Annotated in this window: 15 protein-coding genes; 5 read left to right on the top strand and 10 right to left on the bottom strand. The window is 60.3% G+C overall.

Annotation, left to right across the window (positions count from 1 at the left end; genetic code table 11):
• Window positions 1-198 precede the first annotated feature (198 nt).
• The 3 genes from FYK55_RS10120 to FYK55_RS10110 all read right to left on the bottom strand — a co-directional run bounded on the left by FYK55_RS10120 (window position 199) and on the right by FYK55_RS10110 (window position 2,896).
• Complete coding sequence (locus FYK55_RS10120; protein WP_150076265.1) at window positions 199-930, bottom strand: class I SAM-dependent methyltransferase; 732 nt, start codon at window positions 928-930, stop codon at window positions 199-201.
• A 14-nt stretch (window positions 931-944) separates the two neighbouring features.
• Window positions 945-1,328, bottom strand: a complete 384-nt coding sequence (locus tag FYK55_RS10115; RefSeq protein WP_150076264.1) for a translation initiation factor — start codon at window positions 1,326-1,328, stop codon at window positions 945-947.
• A gap of 89 nt (window positions 1,329-1,417) precedes the next feature.
• On the bottom strand, window positions 1,418-2,896 hold the full coding sequence (locus tag FYK55_RS10110; RefSeq protein WP_150076263.1) for a sulfatase: 1,479 nt from the start codon (window positions 2,894-2,896) through the stop codon (window positions 1,418-1,420).
• Between the two features lie 281 nt (window positions 2,897-3,177).
• Here FYK55_RS10110 and FYK55_RS10105 point away from each other — a divergent pair, with 281 nt between their 5' ends.
• Window positions 3,178-5,844: a hypothetical protein gene (locus tag FYK55_RS10105; RefSeq protein ID WP_150076262.1), complete on the top strand. Its 2,667-nt coding sequence runs from the start codon at window positions 3,178-3,180 to the stop codon at window positions 5,842-5,844.
• Between the two features lie 349 nt (window positions 5,845-6,193).
• On the opposite strand, the gene FYK55_RS10100 is transcribed toward FYK55_RS10105, so the two are convergent.
• The 4 genes from FYK55_RS10100 to FYK55_RS10085 form a co-directional block, all read right to left on the bottom strand.
• On the bottom strand, window positions 6,194-7,714 hold the full coding sequence (locus FYK55_RS10100) for a tripartite tricarboxylate transporter permease (protein WP_150076261.1): 1,521 nt from the start codon (window positions 7,712-7,714) through the stop codon (window positions 6,194-6,196).
• 1 nt (window position 7,715) lies between these two features.
• Window positions 7,716-8,999: a tripartite tricarboxylate transporter substrate-binding protein gene (locus FYK55_RS10095; RefSeq protein ID WP_235908580.1), complete on the bottom strand. Its 1,284-nt coding sequence runs from the start codon at window positions 8,997-8,999 to the stop codon at window positions 7,716-7,718.
• 44 nt (window positions 9,000-9,043) lie between these two features.
• Window positions 9,044-10,168 (bottom strand): sialidase family protein, encoded by a 1,125-nt coding sequence (locus FYK55_RS10090; RefSeq protein ID WP_235908565.1) that lies wholly within the window; start codon window positions 10,166-10,168, stop codon window positions 9,044-9,046.
• A 222-nt stretch (window positions 10,169-10,390) separates the two neighbouring features.
• A complete protein-coding gene (locus FYK55_RS10085) occupies window positions 10,391-12,457 on the bottom strand; it encodes an alpha/beta hydrolase fold domain-containing protein (RefSeq protein ID WP_150076258.1) in 2,067 nt (688 codons plus the stop codon).
• Between the two features lie 531 nt (window positions 12,458-12,988).
• On the opposite strand from FYK55_RS10085, the gene FYK55_RS10080 reads away from it, so the two are divergent.
• Complete coding sequence (locus FYK55_RS10080; RefSeq protein ID WP_235908564.1) at window positions 12,989-14,524, top strand: arylsulfatase; 1,536 nt, start codon at window positions 12,989-12,991, stop codon at window positions 14,522-14,524.
• 7 nt (window positions 14,525-14,531) lie between these two features.
• Here the strand turns inward: FYK55_RS10080 and FYK55_RS10075 are convergent, their stop codons facing one another.
• Window positions 14,532-15,917 carry a Gfo/Idh/MocA family protein gene (locus FYK55_RS10075; protein ID WP_150076257.1) on the bottom strand — a complete coding sequence of 462 codons (1,386 nt, stop codon included), beginning with the start codon at window positions 15,915-15,917 and terminating at the stop codon, window positions 14,532-14,534.
• Window positions 15,918-16,201: 284 nt separating this feature from the next.
• On the opposite strand from FYK55_RS10075, the gene FYK55_RS10070 reads away from it, so the two are divergent.
• A complete protein-coding gene (locus tag FYK55_RS10070) occupies window positions 16,202-17,749 on the top strand; it encodes a N,N-dimethylformamidase beta subunit family domain-containing protein (RefSeq protein ID WP_150076256.1) in 1,548 nt (515 codons plus the stop codon).
• 204 nt (window positions 17,750-17,953) lie between these two features.
• Here the strand turns inward: FYK55_RS10070 and FYK55_RS10065 are convergent, their stop codons facing one another.
• The gene (locus FYK55_RS10065; protein ID WP_150076255.1) at window positions 17,954-19,081 is read right to left on the bottom strand and encodes a sialidase family protein; all 1,128 of its coding nucleotides are present in this window, start codon (window positions 19,079-19,081) and stop codon (window positions 17,954-17,956) included.
• Between the two features lie 41 nt (window positions 19,082-19,122).
• Window positions 19,123-19,896 carry an RraA family protein gene (locus FYK55_RS10060; protein ID WP_150076254.1) on the bottom strand — a complete coding sequence of 258 codons (774 nt, stop codon included), beginning with the start codon at window positions 19,894-19,896 and terminating at the stop codon, window positions 19,123-19,125.
• Window positions 19,897-20,136: 240 nt separating this feature from the next.
• Here FYK55_RS10060 and FYK55_RS10055 point away from each other — a divergent pair, with 240 nt between their 5' ends.
• The gene (locus FYK55_RS10055) at window positions 20,137-21,738 is read left to right on the top strand and encodes a sulfatase (RefSeq protein ID WP_161604407.1); all 1,602 of its coding nucleotides are present in this window, start codon (window positions 20,137-20,139) and stop codon (window positions 21,736-21,738) included.
• A 172-nt stretch (window positions 21,739-21,910) separates the two neighbouring features.
• On the top strand, window positions 21,911-25,285 hold the full coding sequence (locus tag FYK55_RS10050) for a PVC-type heme-binding CxxCH protein (RefSeq protein WP_150076252.1): 3,375 nt from the start codon (window positions 21,911-21,913) through the stop codon (window positions 25,283-25,285).
• Window positions 25,286-25,471 lie beyond the last annotated feature (186 nt).

Here is a 25,471-nt window from a genome sequence, read left to right as displayed (position 1 = left end):
ACAGCGCCGCTTTCAATCAAAAACACCGTGATTTGCAGTGCAATGAGCGGCAAGGCGTTAGCCGCCGGTTGAGGCGAGAAAACCCGCGCCGAGTGCCACGCGGCTCACCCGAAGTGGTGCTGTCCAGGTAGTCCGAGGTCGCATTGAAACGCCGACCAGATCCAACAAACGAAGCCAATGAACGCCCAATGCTTGGGGTCACTTTGGTTTGACGGCTCCGAAAGCGGCAAAGCAAGAATTCTTGTGAAGCAGATCGACCTGCTCGAACCCGACCTCCCGCAGCAGTTGCAACTGGTACGTCACCGACCGCGGGGAATCTTCCTTGTCGATGTAGTCAAAGACTTGATCGCGATAGGCTTCGCCGCCCAATCCGGTGAGATACTCTCCGTAGCGTTGCCACATGATTCCTTGCACCGCGGCGCCCTCGTGGGCGACCAGGTCGGTGATCCAAAAGCTGCCGCCGGGGGCGAGCAACCGAAACACTTTGCCGAAGGCGGACTGCCAATCGGCGTCATCGCGAAGGTGGTGCAAAACGGCCGCTGCCAAGACGACATCGTACGACTCCTCCGGCAGATCGGCGGTTCGGAAATCACCGTGCCAACGTGAGATCTCGGTCAATCCGGATTCGCTCGCCCGGAGCGCGGCGCGGTCCAGCATGGGACGGCTCAAATCCAGCAGGTCCGCGTGGAACGGGCGACGGAGCAAGCGATGCAGTTTCAGCGTGTTGTTGCCGGCACCGCAGCCGATGTCCAGGACGCGCCGGATCGAAAAGGTGCTGGCAACCGCGGCGCGAGTGATCAGATCCATCGCCAGCGGGGCGTCGATGGTGGTCGTTTGGCCGGTCTCCAACGTCGAGAACTTTTCGACATACCCGTCAAACCGTTCGCGAATCTGATCGGTCGATGATTTCTGTTCCAGCGGCGTCGTCATGGCAAGGCTTGCGATCAGGGTTTGGTGCGGAAGCCGATTTCGGCAAGTTTTTTGCGAACCGTTTCGCAATGATCACCCTGCAGCTCAATCACGTCTTCCTTGGCTTTGACGGTCCCACCGGTTCCGCACACCGACTGCAGGTCGGCCAACAGTTGGGGCAGGTCATTCGCCTTGTCGGTCAGCCCTTCGACCACCGTCGCCTTGCGACCTCCCTTCCGCTTTTGCACGCTGATGCGGGCCGTCTGCTTCTCCGGTGGCAAACGATCCGCTTCACGCTGCCGACGTGCCCGTGCCTGAGCTTTCTCTTCAGGCGTGCACGTGCATTCAGATTCCGGTTTACCGCAGTCTTCGCATTCCGGCGGAATGTCAAACGGTGTGCCGGCAAACAAGCGAGTCATCGAATCGGTCCAGATGTGTCCAAGAAAACTAAAAAGGAGACCCTGGCGGGCGCGTCAGGGTTCACCCCGGAAGAACATTTCAGCGGGTTCTAATTGGCCGGCTGAGGCCGCCAGGGATGGTCGGTGCCGTCCTTGGGTTGCAGGAATTTTGCATCGACCGTGTCGTACCAGCGGTGCAGACGCTGTCTCATTTGAGTCACCCGTCCCGGGTGTTGTTCAGCGACATCGGTGTGTTCGCCGATGTCGCTTTTCAGGTTGTACAGGTGCACGCGGCCGTCTTCGTAGCGTTCCACCAGTTTCCAGTCCCCCAAACGGATCGCTCCGCCAGGAAAGCCGCCTTGATTGCTGTAGTGGGGGTAGTGCCAGAAGATCGCCTCGCGAGGAATCGTCGGTTGTCCGCGAAGCAAAGGGGCCAGCGAAACACCGTCCAGGTGCTGTTGGGGCAATGCGGGGAAGCCGGCCAGGTCAAGCAACGTGGGGTAGAAATCCGTACTGACCACCGGCACGTCGCACTTGCCGGGAGCGTTCTTCACCATCGGGGCGCGAATCAGAAAGGCTTCGCGAATTCCGCCTTCGTAGACCCACCCCTTTCCGCCGCGAAGTGGCAGGTTGCTGGTCGGCGAGCCTTCCGAGGTGGACAGCCCGCCGTTGTCGCTGGTCATGCAAACAATCGTGTTGTCGGAAAGCCCCAATTCGTCCAAGGTGTTCAGGACGTTGCCGACGGCCGCGTCCATCGATTCGACCATCGCGGCGTAAGTTGCGTGCGCCTGCAATTGTCGGACGCGACGTGGCTTCGACGCGTCGGGCCACACCTGTTCCTCGTCACCGAATGCCGGCTGGTCATCCAGTCCCAGTCGGGCTGCTTTCGCAACGTACTTGTCGACCAGGGTCTTGGGCGCCATCAGGGGTGTGTGGACGCTGTAAAACGCCAGGTAGGCGAAGAACGGTTCTTCTTGGTGACGCCGGATGAACGACGCGGTTTCTTTGGCCAATCGGGCCGGCAGGTGTTCCCCCTCGGGGCCGTCATCCAGTCGCGGATTGCCGTAGGGAGAAAAATATCTCTTGCCACCGTACGGCCCACCCCGGCTGAAGCCGCCATGGTTCTCGTCAAAGCCCTGCTTGGTTGGCCAGAATTCTTCGGTGGGCCCCAAGTGCCACTTGCCCGCAAACATGGTGTGGTAGCCATGCTGTTTGAATGCTTCCGCCAAGGTCATCTCTTCCAACGGCATGCGATCGTTCAACGGGGCGGGGAGAAATCGTCCCGACCGTTTGCCGGCGAAAAAGTTTGTTGCATCGACTCGGCTGGGATAGCGCCCCGTCATGATGCTGTAGCGAGTCGGCGAGCAGACCGGGTTGGCCGCGTAGCCGTTGGTGAACACGGTCGAAGCGTCTGCCAGTCGGTCCAGGTTGGGAGTTTCATAAAACGTTTCGGGGTTGTTGAACCCGACGTCCATGTATCCCAGGTCGTCGACCAAAAAAAAGACCACATTGGGCGGTGATGACGGTTCGGCGGCAATGCCGGCCGATGCGCCCAGCAACGTCAACAGGCACAGCCAAACACGAGACATCCTTTCGGCGACCCACTCAACGCCGCAACACCTGTCGCGGCGGGGTGAAAGATTGGGAGAAAGCATTGGAGCGAGATGGGGGAATCGGGGGAAAACGTTGGCGGTGCGAGGCAGTTTGGTTGCAGACGACCGAGGAGCGACTGATGATAGTCGATTCTCCCATCCAGAGGCCGGCGGCGACCGAGGCTCGCTGCGAGTTTTGGCGGCCTCTGGGAGTTTTGCCCGCCTCTGCGAGTTTTGGCCGCTTCCAACTTCGTTCCGTCGACCCGATGAAATCTGCCGTGCGTTCAATCTCCCTCTCCGTTGCTTGTTTGGTCTTGATATTCACCAGTCTGTCTTCGGCCCGCGGGGAAGATTTCATTTGGGTCGAAGGCGAGGACGCGGTGGACCATTCGATGAAGCGTCACGGATGGTACGACTCGGTGAAGAAGGGAGAACTGTCCGGCGGGGAGTGGCTGTCGCATTTCGGCAGCGGAGACATGCCCGTCGCGCGATTTGATGTTCAGGCGGATACGGCAGGGGACTATGAATTCTGGTTACGGGCGAATCCAGTCGGGGCGGCAATGGCTGTGCGAATCAACGGAGGCGACTGGCGAAGCGTGTCGTTTGCGAAAAGTCAGCAGCAGATCAATCTCGCCAGCGATGGCAAACCAGACTTGCGATTCGTCGCCTGGGTCAAAGCCGATCCGGTCAGGCTGAAGCAGGGGGCCAACACGATCGAATTCCGTTTTGAGAGCCGCAACAACCGGCACGGTGGTTTGGACTGTTTTGTGCTCAGTCCCGAACCGTTTCTGCCGCAAGGCAATCGAAAGCCAGGGGAGAAGACCGGACGTGCTGACGCGGGCACCTGGGCGTTCGAGCCCGACCGCGATCGTTTCTCATCCGAGGCCTTGCTGGATCTCAGCGAGTTGAACGAAAAACCGGCGGGAAAACACGGCCGCGTCGCCCGTTCCAACGACGGCGCCGACTTCGTCGACGGGGCAGGGCGGCCGTTACGATTTTGGGCGGTCAACACCAGCGTTCAATACCGCGATGACCTGGCCATCCTGGACGAGCACGCAAAGTGGCTGGCAAAGCGCGGCGTCAACATGGTCCGGCATCACGGGCACCTGGCACCCGGCAACGACTCGAAATTGACGGACGTCAATCAGAAGGATATTGATGCGGCGTGGCGACTGGTTGCGGCCATGAAGAAACAAGGCATCTACGTCACTTTGTCGCCGTATTGGGCGGTCAGTGTCAAAGCGAATCCGGCATGGGGGCTGAAGGATGCCGGCGGTGAGAATCTGACCGGATTGATTTTCTTTGACGAGAAACTTCAGGACGCGTACAAGGGATGGTTGCGGCAACTGATGACCCGCAAGAACCCGCACACAGGCATTCCGTTAGCGGAAGATCCCGCCGTCGCGATCTTCCAGATCCAGAACGAAGACAGCTTGCTGTTCTGGACGGAGCAATCGATTCAAGGCGAGCAACGTAAAGAGCTTGGGCGCCGTTTCGCGAAGTGGTTGCGTGGGAAGTATGGATCGCTGCAAAAAGCGGTCCAGGCGTGGGGCGGGCGAGCTGATAACGAGGGCGATGATTTTAGCAATGACCTCGTGATGCCTCACACGATCTATCACCTGACCCAGATTCAGCGGGGGCCGCTGGGACATCGACTGAACGATCAACTGGAGTTTTACACTCGGTTGATGCATGACTTCAATTCGGAGATCGCACGCTTCCTAAGAGACGATCTCGGCTATACGGGGCTCGTCAACGCGGGCAATTGGCGAACGGCCAGTGCGACAAAACTGTACGACGCCGAGCGGTTCTCCTACACCGCCAACGATGTGATCGGGGTGAACCGCTATTACAACGGCGGAAGTCACGTGAACCCGACCGACAAACGACGTTCCGGCTACTTGATCAGTCAGGGCGATGAGTTCTCCAGCCGGTCGGCGCTGAAACAACCGTGGGCTTTCCCGCTGGCCCTGCGGCAGGTTGCCGGGCACCCGATGATCATCTCGGAAAGTGCCTGGGTTCCACCGCTCCGCTATCAAACCGAAGGACCGTTTCTGGTGGCCGCGTATGGTTCGCTGACCGGCTTTGACATTCTGTATTGGTTCGCGACGGACGACATCGTGTTCGGCCCGCCGATGGGCAAGTGGCAATTGTCGACACCGGCGCAGATCGGCATGTTCCCGGCCGCGGCATTGATGTTTCGCCGCGGTGATGTTCGGCAGGGGGCGCCGGTGGTGGTCGAACGTCGCGAGTTGCAAGAGGTGTGGTCTCGCAAGGCCCCACTGCTACCAGAAGAATCCGGGTTTGATCCCAATCGCGATTCCAAGCCTCCGGCATCGGAAGCCGAAGCCGCCAGGCAGGGCACCATCACTCCGCTGGCTTACTTGGCGGGGCCGGTCGAGGTGGAGTTTCGCGAAGGTGAGACCGAATTGGCTGATTTGCAGTCTTTGATTCATCCGGAGACACAAACGGTCCGCAGCGTGACGGGGCAACTGGTGTGGGATTATGGAGGCGGCATCTGCACGTTGAATTCGCCCAAGGCCCAAGGAGCCACGGGAGACCTGAAGTCGGCCGGCGTCATTCGACTGAACACGATCACGTTGAACAGCCAAAACGAATACGCATCGGTACTGGCTGTCTCCATGGACGATCAGCCGCTCGCAACCTCAGGCAAGGTATTACTTCAGATCGGCACCACGGCAAGGCCTTACGGATGGACGACCGGCACGGCCGGAGAGGACGCGCGACGGATTACGAACCTCGGAAGCAGCCCTTGGAATCTAGAGGACACGCAACTGGAAATCTCCGTGGAGAACTCGACGCTTGACACGGCAATCCTGCTTGATGCCAACGGAATGGAGGTGCAGGACATTGACGTGTCGCAAGACGCAGGTCGGTTGACCATCACGATGCCCCGAAACGCGATGTATGTGGTGTTGCGGTAGCGCGGACAACCGGCGAGTGGATCGCTGCTCTGCATTTGTGGGGCGATTCCGCAGAGGTCCATCCAGCGATCAATGTCAGGCGTTCTCTGGTTCACCCTCCCGCGAGCGGGAGGGTCGCGGAGGAGCCCCGCGACGACGCGGGGAGGGTTGTTGCTGAGCCATGCGTTGTTGACATTCGCTTCCGGTTCTACCCTCCCCGGAGTCTCGTTCCTCGCCTCCGACCCTCCCGCAAGCGGGAGGGTGAAGTGGCGAAACCTGGTCACGTATTCTGGCTGGCTGTCCAGGTAGCCGTCGGCGTGTCGCGAGTGGTGGAGAAAATCCGGCGGCGCGGAAATGGAGAGGTACCCGATCAATTGGCAGGCGTCGAATGGCTTTCGCGGATTGAAGTGCGAAGGATGCCAAGGATGACGCACGCCGCAATGCAGGCCAGAACGATGGCAAGCGGCCGGTCCACCAGACCCAGCGGGTTGCCGGCCGCGGCGGTCAGGGATTGAATCAATCGCTCCTCCAAAGGGCCGCCGAGCACCAGCCCCAGCACGACCGGACCCAGTGGAAAACCGTGGCGGCTGAGTCCATAGCCGATCAACCCCATTGCGAGCATGGTCGCCACGTCAAACAGGCTGCCGTTGAGCGCGTAGGATCCCGTGATGCAAAACAACACGATCAGTGGAAGCAGGATTCGCTTCGGAATCCGAACGACACGCCCGCCCACCCGAATGGCCAGCAAACCGATCGGCAACATCACCAGATTGGCGAGCAGGAAGACGAGGTAGATGCTGTAAACCAGCGATGCCTGGTTTTCAAAGATCGCTGGTCCGGGTGTGACGTTTTTCATCAGCAGCACCCCGATGACGATCGCCGTCACGGAATCGCCCGGGATCCCAAAGACCAACGCGGGGATCCAGCCTCCAGCGAGTGCCGCACTATTGGCGGTGGTTGCATCGCCAATCGAGTCAACCAGATCCTGATCCGTCTCTTTCTCGGTTCCCCGCTTTGCCGCGGCGAAGGCGACCCACGCCGCGATGTCGGCTCCGGCGCCGGGAAGCATTCCGATCAGCACGCCCAGTAAACCTGAACGCGTCGTTCCGGTCTTGCGGTTGGTCATCCGCGAGCACCAGTCCGAGCCGGCTTGTCGGATGGTCGTGGCAAGTGAATTCGAGCCGATGTGGTGAGTGCCTTTTTGCTGCAGCGCAGTCGATGACAGGTTGGAAAAAACTTCCGAAAGACCGAACAGCCCGATCATAGCTGGGATGAACGAGATTCCCTGATACAGCGATGCGATGCCGAAGGTGAATCGTGGTTCCATGTGAGCGGCGCCCAGGCCGACCGTCGCCAGCAGCAGACCCAGAATCAGGCTTAGCATCGCTTTCCATCTGGCCCCACCCGGAGCGACCAGCACGGCGCAGCAAAGTCCGATCAGGTACAGCCAAAAGTACTCCGTGACGGAAAACCAGCGAGCGATCTTGGCGAGTTGGCTGCCGAGCAGCATCAGCACCAGTGCGCCGAGAACGCCGCCCGTGACGCTGCAGGTCAGCGCGACACCGAGCAATCGCTGAGCTTCTCCTTTTCGAGCCAGCGAGTACGCTTCATCGGCGTAGGCCGCCGAGGCGGGAGTTCCCGGGATCCGCAAAAACACCGTCGGCAAATCGCCCGCGAAGATCGCGCACGCGACCATGGTCACAATCGCGGCAATCGCGGAGACGGGATCGAGCCAGTACGCGATCGGCACGAACAGTGCGACCGCCATCGTGGCCGTGAGCCCCGGAATCGCACCGACGAAGATCCCGTAGCACGCCGATGCCAGGATTATCAGCCACACCTCGGGGCGACCGAACACGTCGTCCATCGCTTGCATCAGTGCATCGTTCATCTCACCATCCAAACCATCCCCAGGGCAGAGGGACGCCCAGTGCCCTCGCAAACACCTGATACAAGCTGGGGACCGTGACCAGCACAATCAACGCAGCGATCAACACACGGACGCGCAACATCAACAGCAGGGACAACAGCAGTGCGGCTGACGCCGTCAAATAGCCGACCGTTTCGCAGCAGGCAATGAACAGAGCGATCAACACCACAAACCCGATCAGCAGGCGAACGTCGATCGATGATTCGGATTCGTCCTCCCGGCGGGTCGTTCTTGATCCGCGGTTGGACACCAATCCGATACCGCCGACGATTGTCGCAACGATCGCGAGCAAGCCAGGGACAAAATAGCGACCAACGGGTGCCGACTGGCGCTGCTGCATCGCGGGTTGTGCCAGGATGTCTCCAAACGCCTGGTCTGCCTGGGAGAGAAACTCTCCAAAGGATGCTCCGTCGGCGACATCGAGGTGAAAGCCGGCCGTTTCCATGAAGCTTGCAAACTGTTCGCTGCCGGCAACGTTCAACAGGGCCGTTTCCATTTTCCGTGCGCGCGATTCAGGGACACCCCGTGGGTACACCAGGCCTCGCCAGCCGCCCATCGACCACGCGATCTTCTGTTCATGAAAGGTAGGGACGTCCGGGGCCGCGGGGCATCGCTGGTCACTCATCACTCCCAGACAACGTACCTCGCCGGCGGTCAGCAACGCTCCCGCTTCAGGAATCGAACAGCAGACGACCTCCACTCCTCCGGCCAGCAACTCCTGAAGCGACGGCGCCGAACCGTTGATCGAGATCCAATTCGCCGAACCGGTCGGCACGTCCTGGTCCAGCAGCCAGCCGACGAAGGCCAGATGCCAAATGCTGCCGATGGCCGACCCGGAAACCGGAAGGGGGGCTTTCGCATCTCGCAAGGCTTGTTGGAGGTCCAGGATGGAATTCCAGGGCGCATCGGAACGCACAAAGATCGCGGCGCTGTCTTGGTTGAGCATGGCCAGCGGCCGATAGCTGTCCGGCGTGATCGGGCACAGCCCCCGCCAGTGCAGCATGTTCAATTCGACCGTGGCCATCGTCAGCGTGTAGCCATCGGGGCGAGCCGTCGCACCGCGAGTGTGTCCCGTCACTCCACCGCCGCCGGTCGCGTTGACGACGTTGACCGGAACCCCCAGTTCAGCTTCCAATTGGACGGCGATTTGACGCGAAACCCGATCGGTACCTCCACCCGCCGACCAGGGACAGACCAAGGTGATCGGCCGATTCGGCCATTGATCGCCGTGACGACATCCGACCACAGACAAGCAAACAGCCAGCCAAACAGCTGGCCGAACGCGCGGGCTCATTCGTTCCCACCCGATTCGCTCGACGCATCACTGACAAGTTGCCTCAGCTTGCCCTCCTCGCTGACAATCTTTCCCGCCGCGACATCTTCTTCTCGGAAGGCGGCCATCAGGATGTGGCGGTCGCCGGTTCGATCAAAGTCATAGATGATTCGAATCGTGCCCGCGGCGTCTTGTTGGCCATCGGGATAAGACACCGATTTCCGTTCATCCAACAGCAGGCCACCGGTCCATGTTTTTCCATCGTCCTCGGACAGGAACGCAGTCAGGTGGGAACGTCCGATCCGCTGGTCGATGGGGCCGTGTTTGACCAGCAGCAGGTTGCCGGATTGAAGCCTGCGAATGAAGAATCTGGCGCTGGGATGCGCGATTGCTGATGGAGTCAGCTCTGGCCACGTTTTGCCACCGTCGCTTGAGACGCTCTCGCCGATCCCGTACTTGGTTCGCGCCAGCAACCACAGTTTCCCGTCTTGGCGTTCGATCAACATGTGTTCGTCAAAGGCGCGATCTTCTTTGGGAACGTTGCAGCCGCCGCGTCGTGACCAGGTTTGGCCTTCGTCCTCCGAAACGACCACCCGGGCGCTGTTATCCGTTTGACGCCAAGTGGACGCCGGCAAGACCCACTCACCGGAGGACAGCACCAGGGGCTTGCACATCATGATGCCGTCGGTGATCCGTTTTGGTGGATCGTATTTGGGCGTCGGCTGATCCGGGTTCGAGATCGTCAAGAACCACACGCCAGCGATCGTTCCTTCGTGCCCGATGGCCTGAGCCCACGCCAATCGGAGTTGCCCGTCCGGAGCCATCCACAACTCAGGGTCGTAGGCACGAACCGGACCGCCTTCGTCCGGGTCGACGATCAAGACTTCGCTCCATGTCTCACCGCCGTCGCCGCTGGTACTCAGGACGACGTAGTTGTTGTGATCTTCGGCGGGCGTCTTTCCCGCGTACCACGTTGCCCACAGCCTTCCGTTGGGAGCGATTGCCAAGCTGGGGATCCCCTGAAACGCACGATTGTCGGTCGCATGCAACGGCTTGCCCGCTGGCAGCACGACGGGTGGTTTCAGGAACGCTTTGGGGTCGTCGGCAGGTGCGAATGTCGGCAGCAAGAGAAGGCTTGCCAACGATGCGAGAACAGAGAGGCAACAACGGTTCATCGGCGGTGAGGACTTGCGATGGGGGAGGGAAGATTTGGTTCAAACGCGATCAAGCGGAAAAATTCGTGCAGCGGTGCGTGATCGATCATCACCAGGGTTCGTGCACGTTTGGTGGGCAAGCGAGCGAAGCAAGGATGCCGAAACGAAAGTCTTCGACCGAAGGCTTCAAGGCGGGGGTACCGTCGCGTTTCAGTCCCAGTCCAGCGGGGCCATGTAGATTCCGCGGGGATCCTTGCCTCGCCACTGGTAGGCGATCAGGTAGTCCTGGCCGTCGCGGGTGGCGATTTCGGGGGCGAGTCGTTTGAGGGGATCGCGCGGCGCGAGGCGAGCGATCGGTGGACCATCCCATTTTAGCGGATCGGCCGATCGGAACACGTCCAGTTGCTCGAACCGATAGTAGTGATCGCCGCGTTTGACAACGAGCGGGCTTTCGGCGTAGACGAATTTGTATCCCGATGGCGGGGAAGTGATCGGCGGAATCTCGGTTGCGTCTTCGCTCCAGGGCCCTTCCAAGTACTTTGCGGTGCGTGCGCGGATGGTGTGGTCGTTGGTGGCTGGGTTGATTCCTTTCTCCGGTGACGTGTAGTACGCGATCCATTTGCCGGATTGCTCGCGATCGTCCAGGATGCAGACGTCTCGCCCCATTGGAAAGACGGCTTGGTTTCCCACCGGGGCGTAGTTGATCCCGTCCTTGCTTTTCATCAGGTGACCGCCGCGGCTGTTGTAGAACAGGTAATGGTTGCCATTGTCCCTGACATGAAAAGGCGCTTGCACGGTGCCTTCGTTGTGATCCCATTCTGGCTTCGAGGACAGGAAAATGCCTTCGGGATCCCAGCCTTCACGATCGAGTTCCGGACTGGACCATCGATAAAGCAGGCGGTGGTTTCCCGGATGGGCGGTCTTTCGGATGCAGGAGATCAACTGCCACCGGCCGTCGTCCGCCTGGTACACGGTGAAGTCGACAGGTTCGGCGTCTTCGGTTGCCCACTTTTCCAGCGGCGGTTGTCCGACCAACTTGATCCACGGCCCGCTGATTCGAGGCGTCATCGGCCCGCCGGCGGAAACCTTGTCGCCAGCATTTGCTACTTTGTCCGCCGTGTCGGGTCTGTCCGCTGAGTCAACGCCATCCGCCGCCGCGGGGGCCGGCGGATCCTTGTCGTCGGAAAGCAATCGGCTCAGAAACCGGGTCTTCATCCCAGAGACCTCGGGCGAAGAAAACTGCGGGCCGCCATGTTTTGCCCCTTCGATGATGTGCAGTGTGCTAGAGACTCCCGCGGCAACCAGTGCCTCGTGCAACGTTTGGCTTTGGTTTGCCGGTACGGTGGGATCGCTGTCACCGTGGATGATCAAAAAGGGAGGATCATCTTTGTCGATGTAGGTGATCGGATTCACTCGCGCGATCCCATCCGGATTCGAGAGCACTTCACCGCCACCGAGAAGTTTGGATTCAGGAGATTGGTCGCGATTGTGCCCCTCGTATCCTTTGGTCGAAACGAACCGCTTGAAGTCCGTTGGGCCATACAGATCCAGCACTGTCTGCACGCGACTGGATTGGTCGGGCCAGCCGCCCTCTCCCTCCAACTCTTTCACGCCACCCGACGTCCCCATCAAGGCGGCGAGATGCCCTCCGGCCGAACTGCCACCGACGGCAATTCGCTCGGGATCCAGGTTGTACTGGTCCGCGTGGGCGCGAAGGTATCGAATTGCGCACTTGCAGTCTTCGATCTGCGCCGGAAAAGCGGCTTCGCCGGTCAGGCGGTATTCGATTGTTGCGCCGACAAATCCGTTGCGTACCAAGGGGGTGACTTGCCGGATTCCACCCTCCTTGGTTCCCCCCTGCCAGCCTCCTCCGTGAATCCAGACAAAGGCTGGACGTGCGGACGCGGATGGCTCTTTCGGCAACACCACGTGCATCGTCAGATCTCGTCCACCGCCTTTTCCGAACACGACATCGCGATGGATGACCAGATCGTCCGGGGCCGCACCACCGCCCTCACGGCGGTCGCGTCGCTGCTGAGGGATGTTCGGAAAATCGACTTTCGTGATTTCGCCGTCTCCGTTGGTATCCAGTCGGTCAAACAATCGCGGCGGCCCCTTGAATTCGCTCCGATTCACTTTGCCGTCGCCGTCGGAATCCTCCCGTCGCAGGACTTCGGCGAAGGAGATGCGGGGCCGCCTCGCGACATCGTCTGGTTGTGCGAATGTCGCCGGCGATGTCATCAAGATCATCAACAAGGGTAGCAGGAATCTCTGCATCAAATTTTCCGGTTGGCAGAAAAGGACGGGGGCGCGGCCGATGGCGGGAGCGTGCAAACGGACTTCGCGGGAGGACGATCCGTCGCGCAATAACTCTGACTCGCCCAATGCCGCCAGCGGATTCGGCGAGGTCACAGCGTAGCATAGCGGTCGCGGGACAGACCGACAAAATGCCGCCGGCCGACTGGGGCAAAACATTGTATTCCGAATGGGGTTGCGGCACCCGGAAGGGCTGCTGATTTGACCGTGACCGCATGGCTCCGGACTGCGGCCAGGCGGCGTTGATCGTGCCGTGTGTTGGTGGATCTGGATCACCACTGGTGAACTGCTGCTTGCGAGAGGATTTGACGTATGATGTGGTCTGGATGGACCGTGGTCGGGGCCGGTTTCGATTCCTTGCTGCTAAGAAATTAATGTTCTGGCCTTCGACCGGCCTTCTTGATTGTCATTGACAAAGTCTGTCTGGGTGACGGTCATGGCCGGGTGGATGCGAACGGCCCTCCTTCTCATCTCAAACGAACTGGTTTCGATATGATTCAACGATTCGACATGTCGGTGCGTGCTGTGGACTTGGTCACTTGCCGTCGATTCTTGCTGTGTCCCCCGTGTTTCGGGTTGGCCGTCGGTTGGCTGACCCTGCTCTTGGCGGCCGTGCTGCCGGCGGACTCGTTGAGTGCCGCGACGAGTAATCGTCCCAACCTGATCTTTATCCTTGCCGATGATCTGGGCTACGGGGATCTGGGATGCTATGGACAGGAACTGATTCAAACGCCTCGGTTGGATCAGATGGCAGCCGAAGGAATGCGGTTTACCGATTTCTACGCGGGTAACACCGTGTGCGCGCCTTCTCGCAGCGTGTTGATGACCGGACAGCACATGGGCCACACGCACGTGCGGGGCAATGCCGGTGGGCCGGACATGTCCATTCAATCACTTCGCGAGCAGGACTTCACCGTTGCGGAACTGCTGAAATCCGCCGGTTACACCACCGGCCTGTGCGGCAAGTGGGGCCTGGGTGACGAAGCACCCGGCGGGCGATCCGGGTTGCCGCGACGCCAAGGGTTCGATTTCTTTTACGGCTATCTCAACCAGGTCCACGCGCACAACTACTATCCCGAGTTTCTGTGGCGCAATGAAACCCGCGTTCCGCTGGCAAACGAGGTCCAACGCATGGACCGAACCTACGGCGGATTTACCGGGGGCTGGGCGACCAAGCGTCAGGAATACAGCCATGATTTGATTGCTGGGCAAGCGCTGGACTTCATCCGAGAGAACGCGAAGGAGGATTCGCCTCCGTTCTTTCTTTATCTGGCGCTGACAATTCCGCACGCCAACAACGAAGGCACGCGGGCCACCGGCAATGGCCAAGAGGTGCCCGACTACGGACCGTACGCCGATCGTCCCTGGCCGGACCCCGACAAAGGCCAAGCCGCGATGGTGTCGCGAATGGATGCGGATGTTGGAAAGATCTTGGATTTGCTGGCCCAGCTAAACATTGACCAGAACACGGTCGTGATGTTTTCCAGCGACAACGGTCCCCATGACGAAGGTGGGCATGATACCGAACGGTTCGATCCCGCCGGTCCCTTGCGCGGGATGAAGCGGGACCTGTACGAGGGCGGCATCCGTGTGCCGATGATCGTGCGTTGGCCTGCCAAGACGCCCTCCGGTACCACCTCCGATCACGTCGGATACTTTGGCGACCTGATGGCGACCGCCGCGGACCTGGCTGGCGTCAAGTGTCCCGACAATGTCGACTCGATCAGTTTTTTGCCGACGCTCAGCGGTCATCCGGACCAGCAGAAAGAGCACGAGTTTCTGTACTGGGAGTTCTATGAGCAGGGCGGCAAACAGGCGGTCCGGTCAGGGAATTGGAAAGCAATCCGTCAACCCTGGGGAACGGGAGACACCGCTCTGTATGACCTGAGCGAAGATCTGGGTGAGACCCAAGACGTCTCCGATCAGCATCCCGACCAGGTTGAGCGGATGCAGGCAATGATGGACCGTGCCCATGTGTCGCATCCGGACTGGCAACCGCGGGGACGGCTGCCGGCCCAATCACCGTAGGGCGCGTTTAGAGCACTTTCGTGACTCCCGGAACCGGGATCGGGTAGCCGCCGTCCGGTTCCGGTTGCAGCGGGGCGTCGCCGTTCCAGTTTTCCGCATCGGTCGTCAAGCGGACCGCCGATGCCAAGGCGTCGTCCAGGCGGATGATCTTCCCGGAATACGTGGCGAAGCGTCCCAGAATCGCGGTCATCGTGCTCCGCGCCGCCGCTTCCGCTTCGTTGTAGGGGAGGTCGTGTCGAATCGCTTGAAACAAGTCGTCTTGTTCGACCTGGTATGGTGACTTTTCGCCGCGCGAAGATTCCCACTTCGAGTCCTCTCCCACCAGGATCTCACAACGGACGCTGCCCAGCTCGGCGCGTCCTTTCGTCGATTCGATGGTTTCGCTGACACGGTTTTTGCAACCGGGGATTTGTCGACAGTAGCTTTGCAGCTTCGTCCCGTCCGGGTAAGTAAAGATCACCGCGTGGTGATCAAAGATGTTTCCGTACTCTTTGCCGGTTCGCACCTGTCGGCCGCCCATGCCTTCTGCTTCGATGGGATAATCGCCCTTGAACCAGTTGCAAACGTCCAAGTTGTGGATGTGCTGCTCACAGATGTGGTCCCCACTCAGCCAGTCAAAAAAGTACCAGTTGCGAACCTGGTGTTGCAATTCACTGACGGACTGTTCCCGGGCGACGGGGGTCTTGGCGGGTCGTCCCGTATTCCAGAAGCAACGCATCGTGACGATCTCTCCAATTTGACCTTCGCGCACGCGGCGAAGCGCTTCAAGGTAGGAAGCCTGGTGATGGCGTTGCAAGCCGACGCCGACCTTCAGGTTTTTCTGCTTCGCCTTCGCTGCCACCTCGATGACCTGCAGGACACCGTGGGGATCGGTCGCCACCGGCTTCTCCATGAAGACGTGCTTTCCGGAATCGACGGCGTATTGAAAATGCTGTGGTCGAAAACCGGGCGGGGCTGCGATGATCGCCACGTCCACACCACTGTCAATCGCTTTGCGGTAGGCATCCAGTCCGACGAATTGTCGCTCCGGGGGAACGTTGATGCGGTCGGCCAGCGGCTGGGTTGACTCCCGATCGTATTTCTTCTCCATGCCCCGTTGCAAACTTTTCAAGCTCGATTGCATCCGGTCCTCAAAGGCGTCCGCGACCGCATACAACTGCACCGGGCCTTCGGTGCTCAATGCCTGGGCCACGGCGCCGGTTCCGCGATTGCCGCATCCGATCAATGCCAATTTGATCGGTTCCTCGGACCCTCGCGCATGAACGGTCGGCGATTGAGCATGGATCGCGCCGGAGAGGGCGCCTGCCAGTCCGAAGGTTCCTCCGGCCGCGGCGGGTGCCGTCGTCTTCAGGAATTCGCGTCTTGTTTCGGTGGTCGGGATGTGCCGATTCATGAGGTGTCCGGTGAGCTGATGAGGGAGGAAGGGGAGAGCTTCAGCCTGCGAGTATATCACCGTGTGAGCGGCCGCTCGGGAAGCCGTGGCGGTCGTGAGTCACCTGTCAGCGCGAAAGGGTAGGCGTCTGCCGATTGGCTACTGGGGCGGAACCGCGGCTGGCCGACCCAGGCCACGACATCAATCCGGCTAAACTGGACCTTCCCATTTCGCAATCACTTCGCTCCGCCAGCTCCGAAATCTGCGCAGAGCCGAGTGTCAATCGTTCTCCGGCTGACAATGCCATGAATGCAAAATCCGACCGCCAGATTTCGCGACGTCAAGCTCTGCAGTGCGCCGCAGCCACATCCGCCGCCGCGGCCGTCTCCGTGTCGAGCGACACCGTTGCTAACCCCGCATCTGAAACTGCGTCGTCCTTGATTCGCGATGAGAACGCCAAGGCCGGCGCGACCGATTGGCAACTGACGCGCGTTCGCGCCGATCGCCCCGGCGGTGTGCGTTCGTCGGCGATCGAAGGCTACTGTTCGCGTCAGAGCGTTCGGGCCGGCGAGTCGATCGACATCATGGTGTCCACCGATCCGCCGCAGGAATTCATCATCGAAATCTTTCGCAGCGGATACTACGGAGGACGTGGGGCCCGGCGGATGGTCCAACTGGGACCGTTTCAGGGACGGACGCAAGAAGTTCCGTCGCGCGGCGAGCGGCAGCTGCGAGAATGCCGCTGGGACCCGGCGGTCACCCTGACGATTCCCGACGACTGGCCAAGTGGCGTCTACCTCGGGCGTTTAACGACAACGTCGGATGCCAGCGGATTTGGATACTGGCAGAACTATGTGGTGTTCATCGTCCGCGACGACCGACCTGCCGACATCCTCCTGCAATGCTCCGACAACACGTGGCAAGCTTACAACCAATGGCCCGATGGAGATTCTGTGTACACGCACCCTAAGGGCAACCAGGGGCCCTGGGCGGACGTCAGTTTTGATCGGCCCTACGGACTGTATCCCCAGATTTTTGAGAACCCGCAGACGTTCGGTTCCGGAGAATGGTTGTGCTTTGAATTCCCGCTGGGGTACTGGTTGGAACAACACGGTTACGATGTCACGTATTGTTCCAACAGCGACATGCTGACTCCGGATCGCGCGTCCAAATGCAAGGTGTTCATCAGCAATGGGCATGACGAATATTGGGACATTCGGCAATTCCAGAGTGTTCAGCAAATTCGTGATGCCGGGGTGAATCTGTTGTTTCTGTCTGGCAATTCGGTGTGCTGGGTCAGCCCCTACCGGAAAGGCTTTGACGGCCGCGATCACCGAATCTTATTCCGTGGAGGCCCTTACGGAGGTGACCATCGTTGGGCGGAACAACGCGAACGCGAACATGGACCGTTTCCCCATCGGGGCCCGGACGAAGGCTACTTGATCGGGGCGAGGAATGTGGATCCCGTCAACGGCGGCGGCGATTGGGTCTGCGCCCGTCCGGAACATTGGATGTTCGAAGGGACGGGAATGAAACGCGGGGACGCGATCCCGGGATTGGTCGGTTGGGAATACCACGGGGATCCGCCAAGCGATCTGCCCGGCTTGGAGGTCGTCGCCGAGGGGACAGCGTTGCAGGGAGGGACCAACCCGCAACAGTGGACCGCGACGATCTATCCGGGCCCGAAGAACAACTTTGTCTTCAACGCATCAACGATCTGGTGGTGCCAGGACTTGGCCAGCCCGCCCGGCCACTGGTTGCCCTGGTCACACTGGAGTCGGCCCCATGGCCCGGATGACCGCGTGCAGCGGATCACGCACAACCTGCTGCGACGCGCCATCGGCAGCCAATGATTTCGACAACGCGTCCGCGCGTTTTTCGGGGAGAGCGAACGGTTTTGAGCGACGAGTTTCCAGGCTTGGCTGGCGCTTGCGTCAAGCCTTTGCCACCGAGGAAGTCTAGTTCACGGAGTAAGCCGTTCGGTTGCTTCGGCTGCTACTCCTCTCTCGGTGCTCTCTGTGAACTCGGTGGCTTAGCGTCTTAACAAGAGCAATCAGTCAGTCGCCAACTTGCAGGCGGCCGAAGCGAATGGAGGTTCGAGTGTGGCCGGGATCGTTGGAGCTGTCCCAGACGGCCAGCCACTGACCGGGACTGGCTTCGACCAACGTGGGATAACTGTTGCGATTGTTGTCGTGGTAGAAACGCTGCGGCTGCGACCATGGCTGGCCTTCTTGCTTGGTCTTGTACCACAGCCCACGGCGCTCCGCACTGTCGTTGTAGACGTAGAGGTGCTGTCCGTTGGAATCGACACCGAAGAAACTTTTGGCTCGGTAGTTGGGGAGATCGGGTTCCGGCTTCGCGGTTGACCAGCTCTTGCCGCCATCGGTGCTGAGGGACGACCACGCGACCGGCGGGTCAAGCGGACGCTCTTTCGCCATTCCGGCGGTGCGCATGACGATCTTCAGCCCGTCCCCGGTGTCCGAACGTGCGATCTTGCCTTCGTGCAGAAACACCGGCGTGTTTTCCGGGTAGTCGACATAGTCCGCCATGTCCCACCGCAGCAGGCTGTTGCTTTCGAGGACAAATTGCCGGCGGTCGCCGTGGCGGTCGCGCCGCAAGGTGTTGCGGTGGGCCGGCAACAGGTAGTGCGGAACACCGTTGCGCATGACGGTCTCGATTCCCGCCACGATGATCAGGGGTCCCTGATACCCCAACGACAGTTCGACGTGCTGCCAGGACAGTCCACCATCGACGGTGTAGGCGGCAACCAGATCGGCGTTTTCGCTGTCACGGTAGTGCATCGGCGCACGCATGCAAAACAGCCAGATGACGTCTTGTCCCGGGGGATGGAACAGCACCGAATTGTTGTAGGCAAATTGACGAGTGCCGTTGCGGTTCGCGTGATCGAACACCATCCGACGGGGCGTCCATGTCTTGCCGCCGTCTCGCGAGACCGAGCACACGATATCCCCCATGTCCGACTTGCCGTCCAAATTCAGGCCGTAACAGCAGACCAGATGATTGTCCTTCCAACGGGCGAGGTGCGGTTCCCAGATCTTGTTGTAAATGCTGTTGGGCGGCAGACGGTCGATCTCCCGCACGTCCGTCACGTCGCCGGTGTCCGCTGCGGAGAGGGCGCCTGTCGAAAGGCAAAGAAGCAAGATGGTTACCAGCAAGGTTTTCATGGGAGAGGCCCATTGGAAGATGAAGGGAATTGCACCGCGTTTCACCACTCACCGTCTCGCGCGAACTTCTGGCGCGCATTTTCTTTGAAACGGCGACCGGCATCGTTCAACGCCTTCAGGAGATCGTCGGAGGATTGTCCGGCCGAGTTCCGTGCCGCCGCAATGACGGTTTGGCACTCATTGGTGTCCATGAATCGGGCGGCTTCCAGCAGTCCCGCCTGTTCCTCGCGTTCAATCACCAGGAAACCATGTTTGTCCGCGTGGATCAAATCGCCGGGGGAAACCGATCGGCCGAAAACCTCGACTGGGCAATTCCACCGCACCGGATGGGAGTGCGCGTGGCCCACACACAGACGCCGTGCAAGTGCCTTGAAGCCCGCGTTCGTCATCTCGTCCACGTCACGAATGCCGCCGTCCACGATGGTGCCAACGCAGCCGAGCGCCCGATGCGCGTTGCTGTTGACCTCGCCCCAGAATGAGCCGATGACCTGGGGCTTGTCGAGGTCTTGGACGCAGACGATTTTGGGGCCGGAGACGTCCGCGAGATACTGTCGGTATTCCTCCCATGCCTGGGGATTGGCTTCTCGGTGCCGCTTGTCACTGGGAGCAATGACCACCGTCACGGCGTAGCCGACCATCGGCCCCATTTGCGGCATGAAGTCGCGTGTTTCTTCCAGGTTGAAGGCATCGGCAGCGGGATCACGATGGGTGATTTGTTCCCAACCGTTGTAGATGGTCGGTGTGTTCCAGCGTTTCAGTTGCAACAGTTCTGCGTGCGTCAAGGCAGCCGACTCTTTCCCGCTCGTCTCGCTCATCTCGCCATTCCTCACGTTGTGTCGCTGCCATCCCAGAGAACTGAACACCTCCGACGAACGACGGATGCCTCATCGCGTAACATGGTAGGTGTCGCCAAATGCCCCCGCAAGCATCCCGCTTGCTGGGCTGACTTGGGCGGTGCGTTGCTGGTGATTGGGTGGATGCATCGTCGGTCGCGCGGCCGCGGGCACACGCTTCCATCGAGATGGACGTTCCAATCAACCCGGTTGTACTTTCTCATGTCATCCGTCTTCACCGTGACACAATCTGATCGCCGCCGGCTGATCGGTTGTCCTCTTCCTTGCAGCGTGGCGACTTCGGTCCTGCTGTTTGCCATCGGCGTCATGACGCAGTGGCTGTGCGGATCCTCGTTGGTCGCCAGTCCGCCCGGACGTCCGAACATTCTGTTGATCTTGACGGATGATCAGGGCTGGCCGACCCTCGGTTGCTACGGAGGCAAGATCGTGCCCACGCCCCACCTGGATCGGCTCGCGGAGCAGGGGGCCCGTTTTACGGATGCCTACGTCACCAGCCAGTGCACACCGACGCGAGCCAGTTTGTTAACCGGTCAGTACACCGCCCGGCACGGCTTGTGGCATGTGCTCAGTTGGTACGGGTATCCGAGAGCGCGAATGACCGAACCGATGTTCCTGGAGAATTACTCGCGGCAGACGTTCACATTGGCCAAGGGTCTTCGCTTGGCGGGATACGCGACGGCGATCTTTGGGAAGTGGCACCTGACGTCCAATCAAGACGGCAACTACCGTGGTCTGCATCCTGAAGCTGCGGGGGAGTACGGATTTGATTTCGCGCCACCGCTGCTGTCCGATCGACATTTTCAGCCGGGTGCCGACCGCGGTGTCTCGCAATTGACCGATCAAACGCTTGCCTTCATCGAGAAACACCGTGACCGGCCCTGGTTTTGTTTTCTCTCGCACCACATGATCCACGGCGTGGTGGTGGCGCCCGACGCGTTAACGCAAAAGTACCGTGACCGGGGTTACGGAGACGTGGGGCCCAACCGTGCCGTTTATTTGGCGGGGCTGGAGTGCATCGACCGCAGCGTTGGTCGTGTGATGGATCGGCTGGATCGGTTGGGAATCGCGGACGACACGCTCGTGATTTTTATGAGCGACAATGGCGGCATCGACGAGAAGCTGGATTTTAAATCCGTTGCGTCACCGAATCCGGAGAGTCCGATCTTTCCGGTGGAAGTGCGCGAGTACGACAATGCTCCGCTGCGGGCCGGTAAAGGGTCGATCTACGAAGGCGGCGTCCGAGTCCCGATGATTGTGCGTTGGCCAGGTCGAATCAAACCCGGCACCGTGGTGCGGGCGCCCGTCCACGTGATCGATGTCTTGCCAACCTGTTTTGAAGTCGCCGGGGCAACGGCGCCGCGAGATCACCCGCTGGACGGCCGAAGCCTGATGCCGTTGCTGAGCGACCAGGGGGACATGGATTTCGCCCAGCGTCCGCTGTTTCAATACTACCCGTTCTATGATCTTCGCTGGGGATTGACGCCCAGCGTTTCCATACGCGTTGGCAAGTACAAATTGATCGAGTTCTTCGGGGACCGCGTTGACGACGGTCATCGCTACCGACCCGGATATCGAGCCGAGTTGTATGATCTGCGGGCGGATCCCGGCGAGCAGCAGGATCTGTCCTCCGAGCAGCCGCAGCGTGTGGCCAAGCTGCGGCAGCAGGTGCGGGATTGGATGGATCAAGTCGGTTGCGAGGTCCCCCAGAAGAACCCGCACTTTGACCAAAGCACGGCCATGGAGGAGACCCGGCAGAAACCCGAGTGGTTGCAAGATGTTCGTTGGCGAAGGCCAATGCCGTAGCCGGTCCGAACTCGACCAGGCGTTGTTTGGGCCATTGCGATCGACGCCATTTGTTTCACTCGTTCGCTGGCGGCACGCATGGGCGAAGTGGTGATCGTGCGATCAGGGGACGCATGCTAAACTAGCGGGGTTTCTCCCCTTTGAATCATTCGACGCCCCGGTCGCAACTTCGATGTCCAACTTCCGTTTGTCCTTCCTGTTCCGGCTGCTGCTTGTCGGAGTGTTGTCCAGTCCTCCCATCGCGGTGACCGCCTGTGCCCAGTCACCGGCAGATCCATCACCGGCAGATCCGGAGCCGGTCCTTGATCCTGGGCGGGGCGGGCGGGTGCCGTTGAAATACGAGCGTTGGAGCGGAGCAATCAACGTCCCCGATCCCGTCGCCATCAGCGTGGCTGATAACGGTGACGTGTACGTGACCCAGACGCAGCGCCGAAAGATCCAGGATCTGGATATTCGGATGCACAAGGATTGGATTCCCGATGACGTCGGCCTGAACAGTGTGGAGGCCAAACGCGAATTCTTGCATCGCGTCCTGGCGGTCGGTGGGGACCAGGAACGCCAGGCGGAACATGTGCAAGATGTGAATCAGGATGGGCAGCATGACTGGCGTGATTTGACCGTGATCAGTGAACGCATCCACCGCCTGGTCGATCAGGACGCCGACGGTCGGGCGGACGCTATCAACCTGTTTGCCGAAGGGTTTCAAAGCGAAGTCACTGGAATCGCCGCTGGAGTGATGCACTGGGACGGATCGGTTTGGGCAACGATCGCTCCGGATGTTTGGAAATTGACCGATACCGACGGTGATGGCGTGGCCGATGAGCGGCAAGTGATGGCGACCGGATTCGGATTGCACATCGCGTACGCGGGACACGACATGCATGGATTGACGGTCGGCCCCGACGGAAAGGTTTATTGGTCCATCGGTGACAAGGGGATTCACGTCACGGCGGACGATGGTCGCGTGTTCGACTTTCCAAACCAGGGCGGCGTCCTGCGGTGCAACCCGGATGGGTCTGATTTCGAGGTCTTTGCGCACGGTCTGCGGAATGTGCAGGAAGTCGCGTTCGACCAATACGGGAATCTCTTTGGCGTCGACAACGATGCGGATCAGCCCAAGGAACAAGAGCGTTTCGTTTGGATCGTCGACGCAATGGATGCCGGTTGGCGATGCAATTACCAGTATCGCGGGGATCAATACAATCCCTGGACCGATGAAAAGCTGTGGGAACTCGCGGGGGAAGATCATCCCGCCTATCTGATCCCGCCGATCCGTCACTACTACGACGGTCCAGCCGGATTCAAATTCAACCCGGGGGCGGCGCTTTCGTCAGCGTACCGTGACTACTTCTTTCTGACTGGCGCGCCCAACGGTTCGCAGTACGCGTTTCGAACGCAGGTCGACGGCGATTCCTTTCAAATGGTTGACTCGCACGTGATCGGTAGCGGCGACCCGATCGTGGGAATCGCGTTCGGTCCCGACGGCGGTCTGTACGGAGTCGATTGGGGAGGCGGGTATCCGTTGAACCAATCCGGAAGCGTGATTCGGATTGACGTCCCGCCCTCCGCCTTGTCGGAGCAGGACAGGAACGATCGCGAATCTGCTCTCGCCCTGCTTTCATCGGGATTGGACACGCTGACGGCGGAAGACCTTGTCCGGCTACTGGCAAACGTCGATCAACGGGTCCGCCTGCGGGCCCAATTCGCTTTGGTGCGACGCGAGCGCGGTGACCTGTTGCAAGCTGTCGCGGCCGATCCTGAGGCGCTCCAACTCGCCCGTCTGCATGCGATCTGGGGCCTCGGACAGTTGTCACGCTCCGGCGGGGTCGATCCGAGTGGCTTGAATGATTATCTGAACGATCCGGACTGGATCATCCGGGCCCAGACGGCCAAGACGTTGGGAGAGATCAACGAGAGTGATCCGGAAGTCCTGATTCCGTTGCTTCATGACGAACACCCGCACGTGCGGATTCACGCGGCGCTGGCGTTGGGACGCCAACCCAGCGGCAATGCGACCGAAGTCCTGCTGCGGCAGTCGGATTCTTTGGAGGAGCATCAGCACTACTTGCGACACGCCCTGGTGACGGGATTGGCGGCCTGCAGCGACGCGCAAACCTTGGCCGACCAAGCGGAAAGCCATTCGGAGAGTCGACGTCTGTGCGCAACATTGGCACTACGCCGTCAGGAAAGTCCGCTCATCGCGGCGTTTTTGGATGACCCCTCGGACCATATCGCCACCGAAGCGGCGCGTGCGATTCACGACGACCGCTCGATTCCACAGGCGATGGGCGCGCTCGCATCCACCTTGAACGCAACGCAATCTCGGCCAACCCCGATGGTTCTCCGCAGCATCAACGCGAATTTTCGCTTGGGATCTTCGGCGCGAGCCGCAGCGGTCATGGCGTTTGCTGCCGACGCTGGTCGATCGATCGCGATGCGACGCAACGCCTGTCAGGCACTCGGCCAGTGGATGGATCCTCCTCTGTTGGATCGAGTTGACGGTCGCCGCAGGGCCTACGAGCCTGGACGTGAGATCGATCGCGATGCCTGCGCGACTTTGTTGGCCCGACTGGTCACCGACAGTGACACTCCCCTGCGGATCGCCGCGGTCCAGGCGTCGCGGCAGCTCAAGATCGATTTGTCCAGCGAAGCCCTCGGAGCGATGGCCACCGACCGGTCTCTTCCTGACGATTTGCGAATGGAAGCGATGCAGACTCTGGCCGAGGCCGGTTCCGGAGCGGCGGAGCTGCTGCAAGAGCTTGCTGAGGATCCGTCGCCGGCGATTGCCAGTCGTGCGATCGGATTACTCGTTCAGGTCTCGCCGGAACGCGCCGGCGCGGTGATCGAACAACAATTGAAAGCCAAGAGTCTGGCGGTTCGCCAGGCGTGCGTTTCTGGGCTGGCGGAATTGGGGACCGCCAAAGCCGATGCGGCGATCAACGATTTGGCGAAGGACTTTCTGACCGGCAAGTTGCCAAACGGTTTGCGTTTGGACGTCTGGCAAGCGTTGCAAAGTCGGGCCGCCGAAAACCCGATGGTGGAAGATCGCTGGAATGCGGTTCAGCAGCTACCCGAGTTGCAGACCGTCGAGTCGGCCAATCTGATTCCGTTTCATTTCGCCCGGGACGGAGGCGACGCTGGGCGCGGAGAGCAGATGTTCCGCACCGACGTCCGTGCCCAGTGCGTCCGTTGTCACCGAGTCGGGAAAGAAGGCAGTGAGATCGGGCCGGAATTGACCAAGATCGCGAGGCAGCGGGACGCAGACCACTTGCTGCGCGCTATCGTCTTGCCCAGTGCAGATATCGAGCCCAAGTACAACACGCAAACATTGCTGCTGGCCGACGGCTCGGTGGCTCAGGGGGTGATCGTTTCGGAAACCGATGAATCGACGATGTTGCTGACACAGGACGGAACGGAGATCCAGATTCCAACCGATCAGATCGAAGAGGTGGCGGAGCGTAAGGTCTCGCTGATGCCCACGATGACCGACGTGTTGTCAGCCCAGGAGGTTCGTGATCTGGTGGCGTATCTGAAGACGTTGCGCTAGCGGGGCAGCGTTTTCAATCAAGAAGACTGCGATTTGCAGTGCTGTGAGCGGCAAGGCGCTCGCCGCCGATTGACGCGAGAGAACCCGCGTCTAACGCCACGCGGCTCTCCCGAAGTGGTGCTGTCCAGTCAATCGACACCCTCGCCACGGCTTCGAACGCGCACGCAGCCGGCGCTTGGCGACGGC

Origin of the sequence: Roseiconus nitratireducens, from assembly GCF_008629675.1 — a bacterium.
Taxonomy (GTDB): domain Bacteria; phylum Planctomycetota; class Planctomycetia; order Pirellulales; family Pirellulaceae; genus Stieleria; species Stieleria nitratireducens.
Note: the sequence above shows the minus strand (reverse complement) of the source record. Positions and strands in the feature narration are given on the sequence as shown.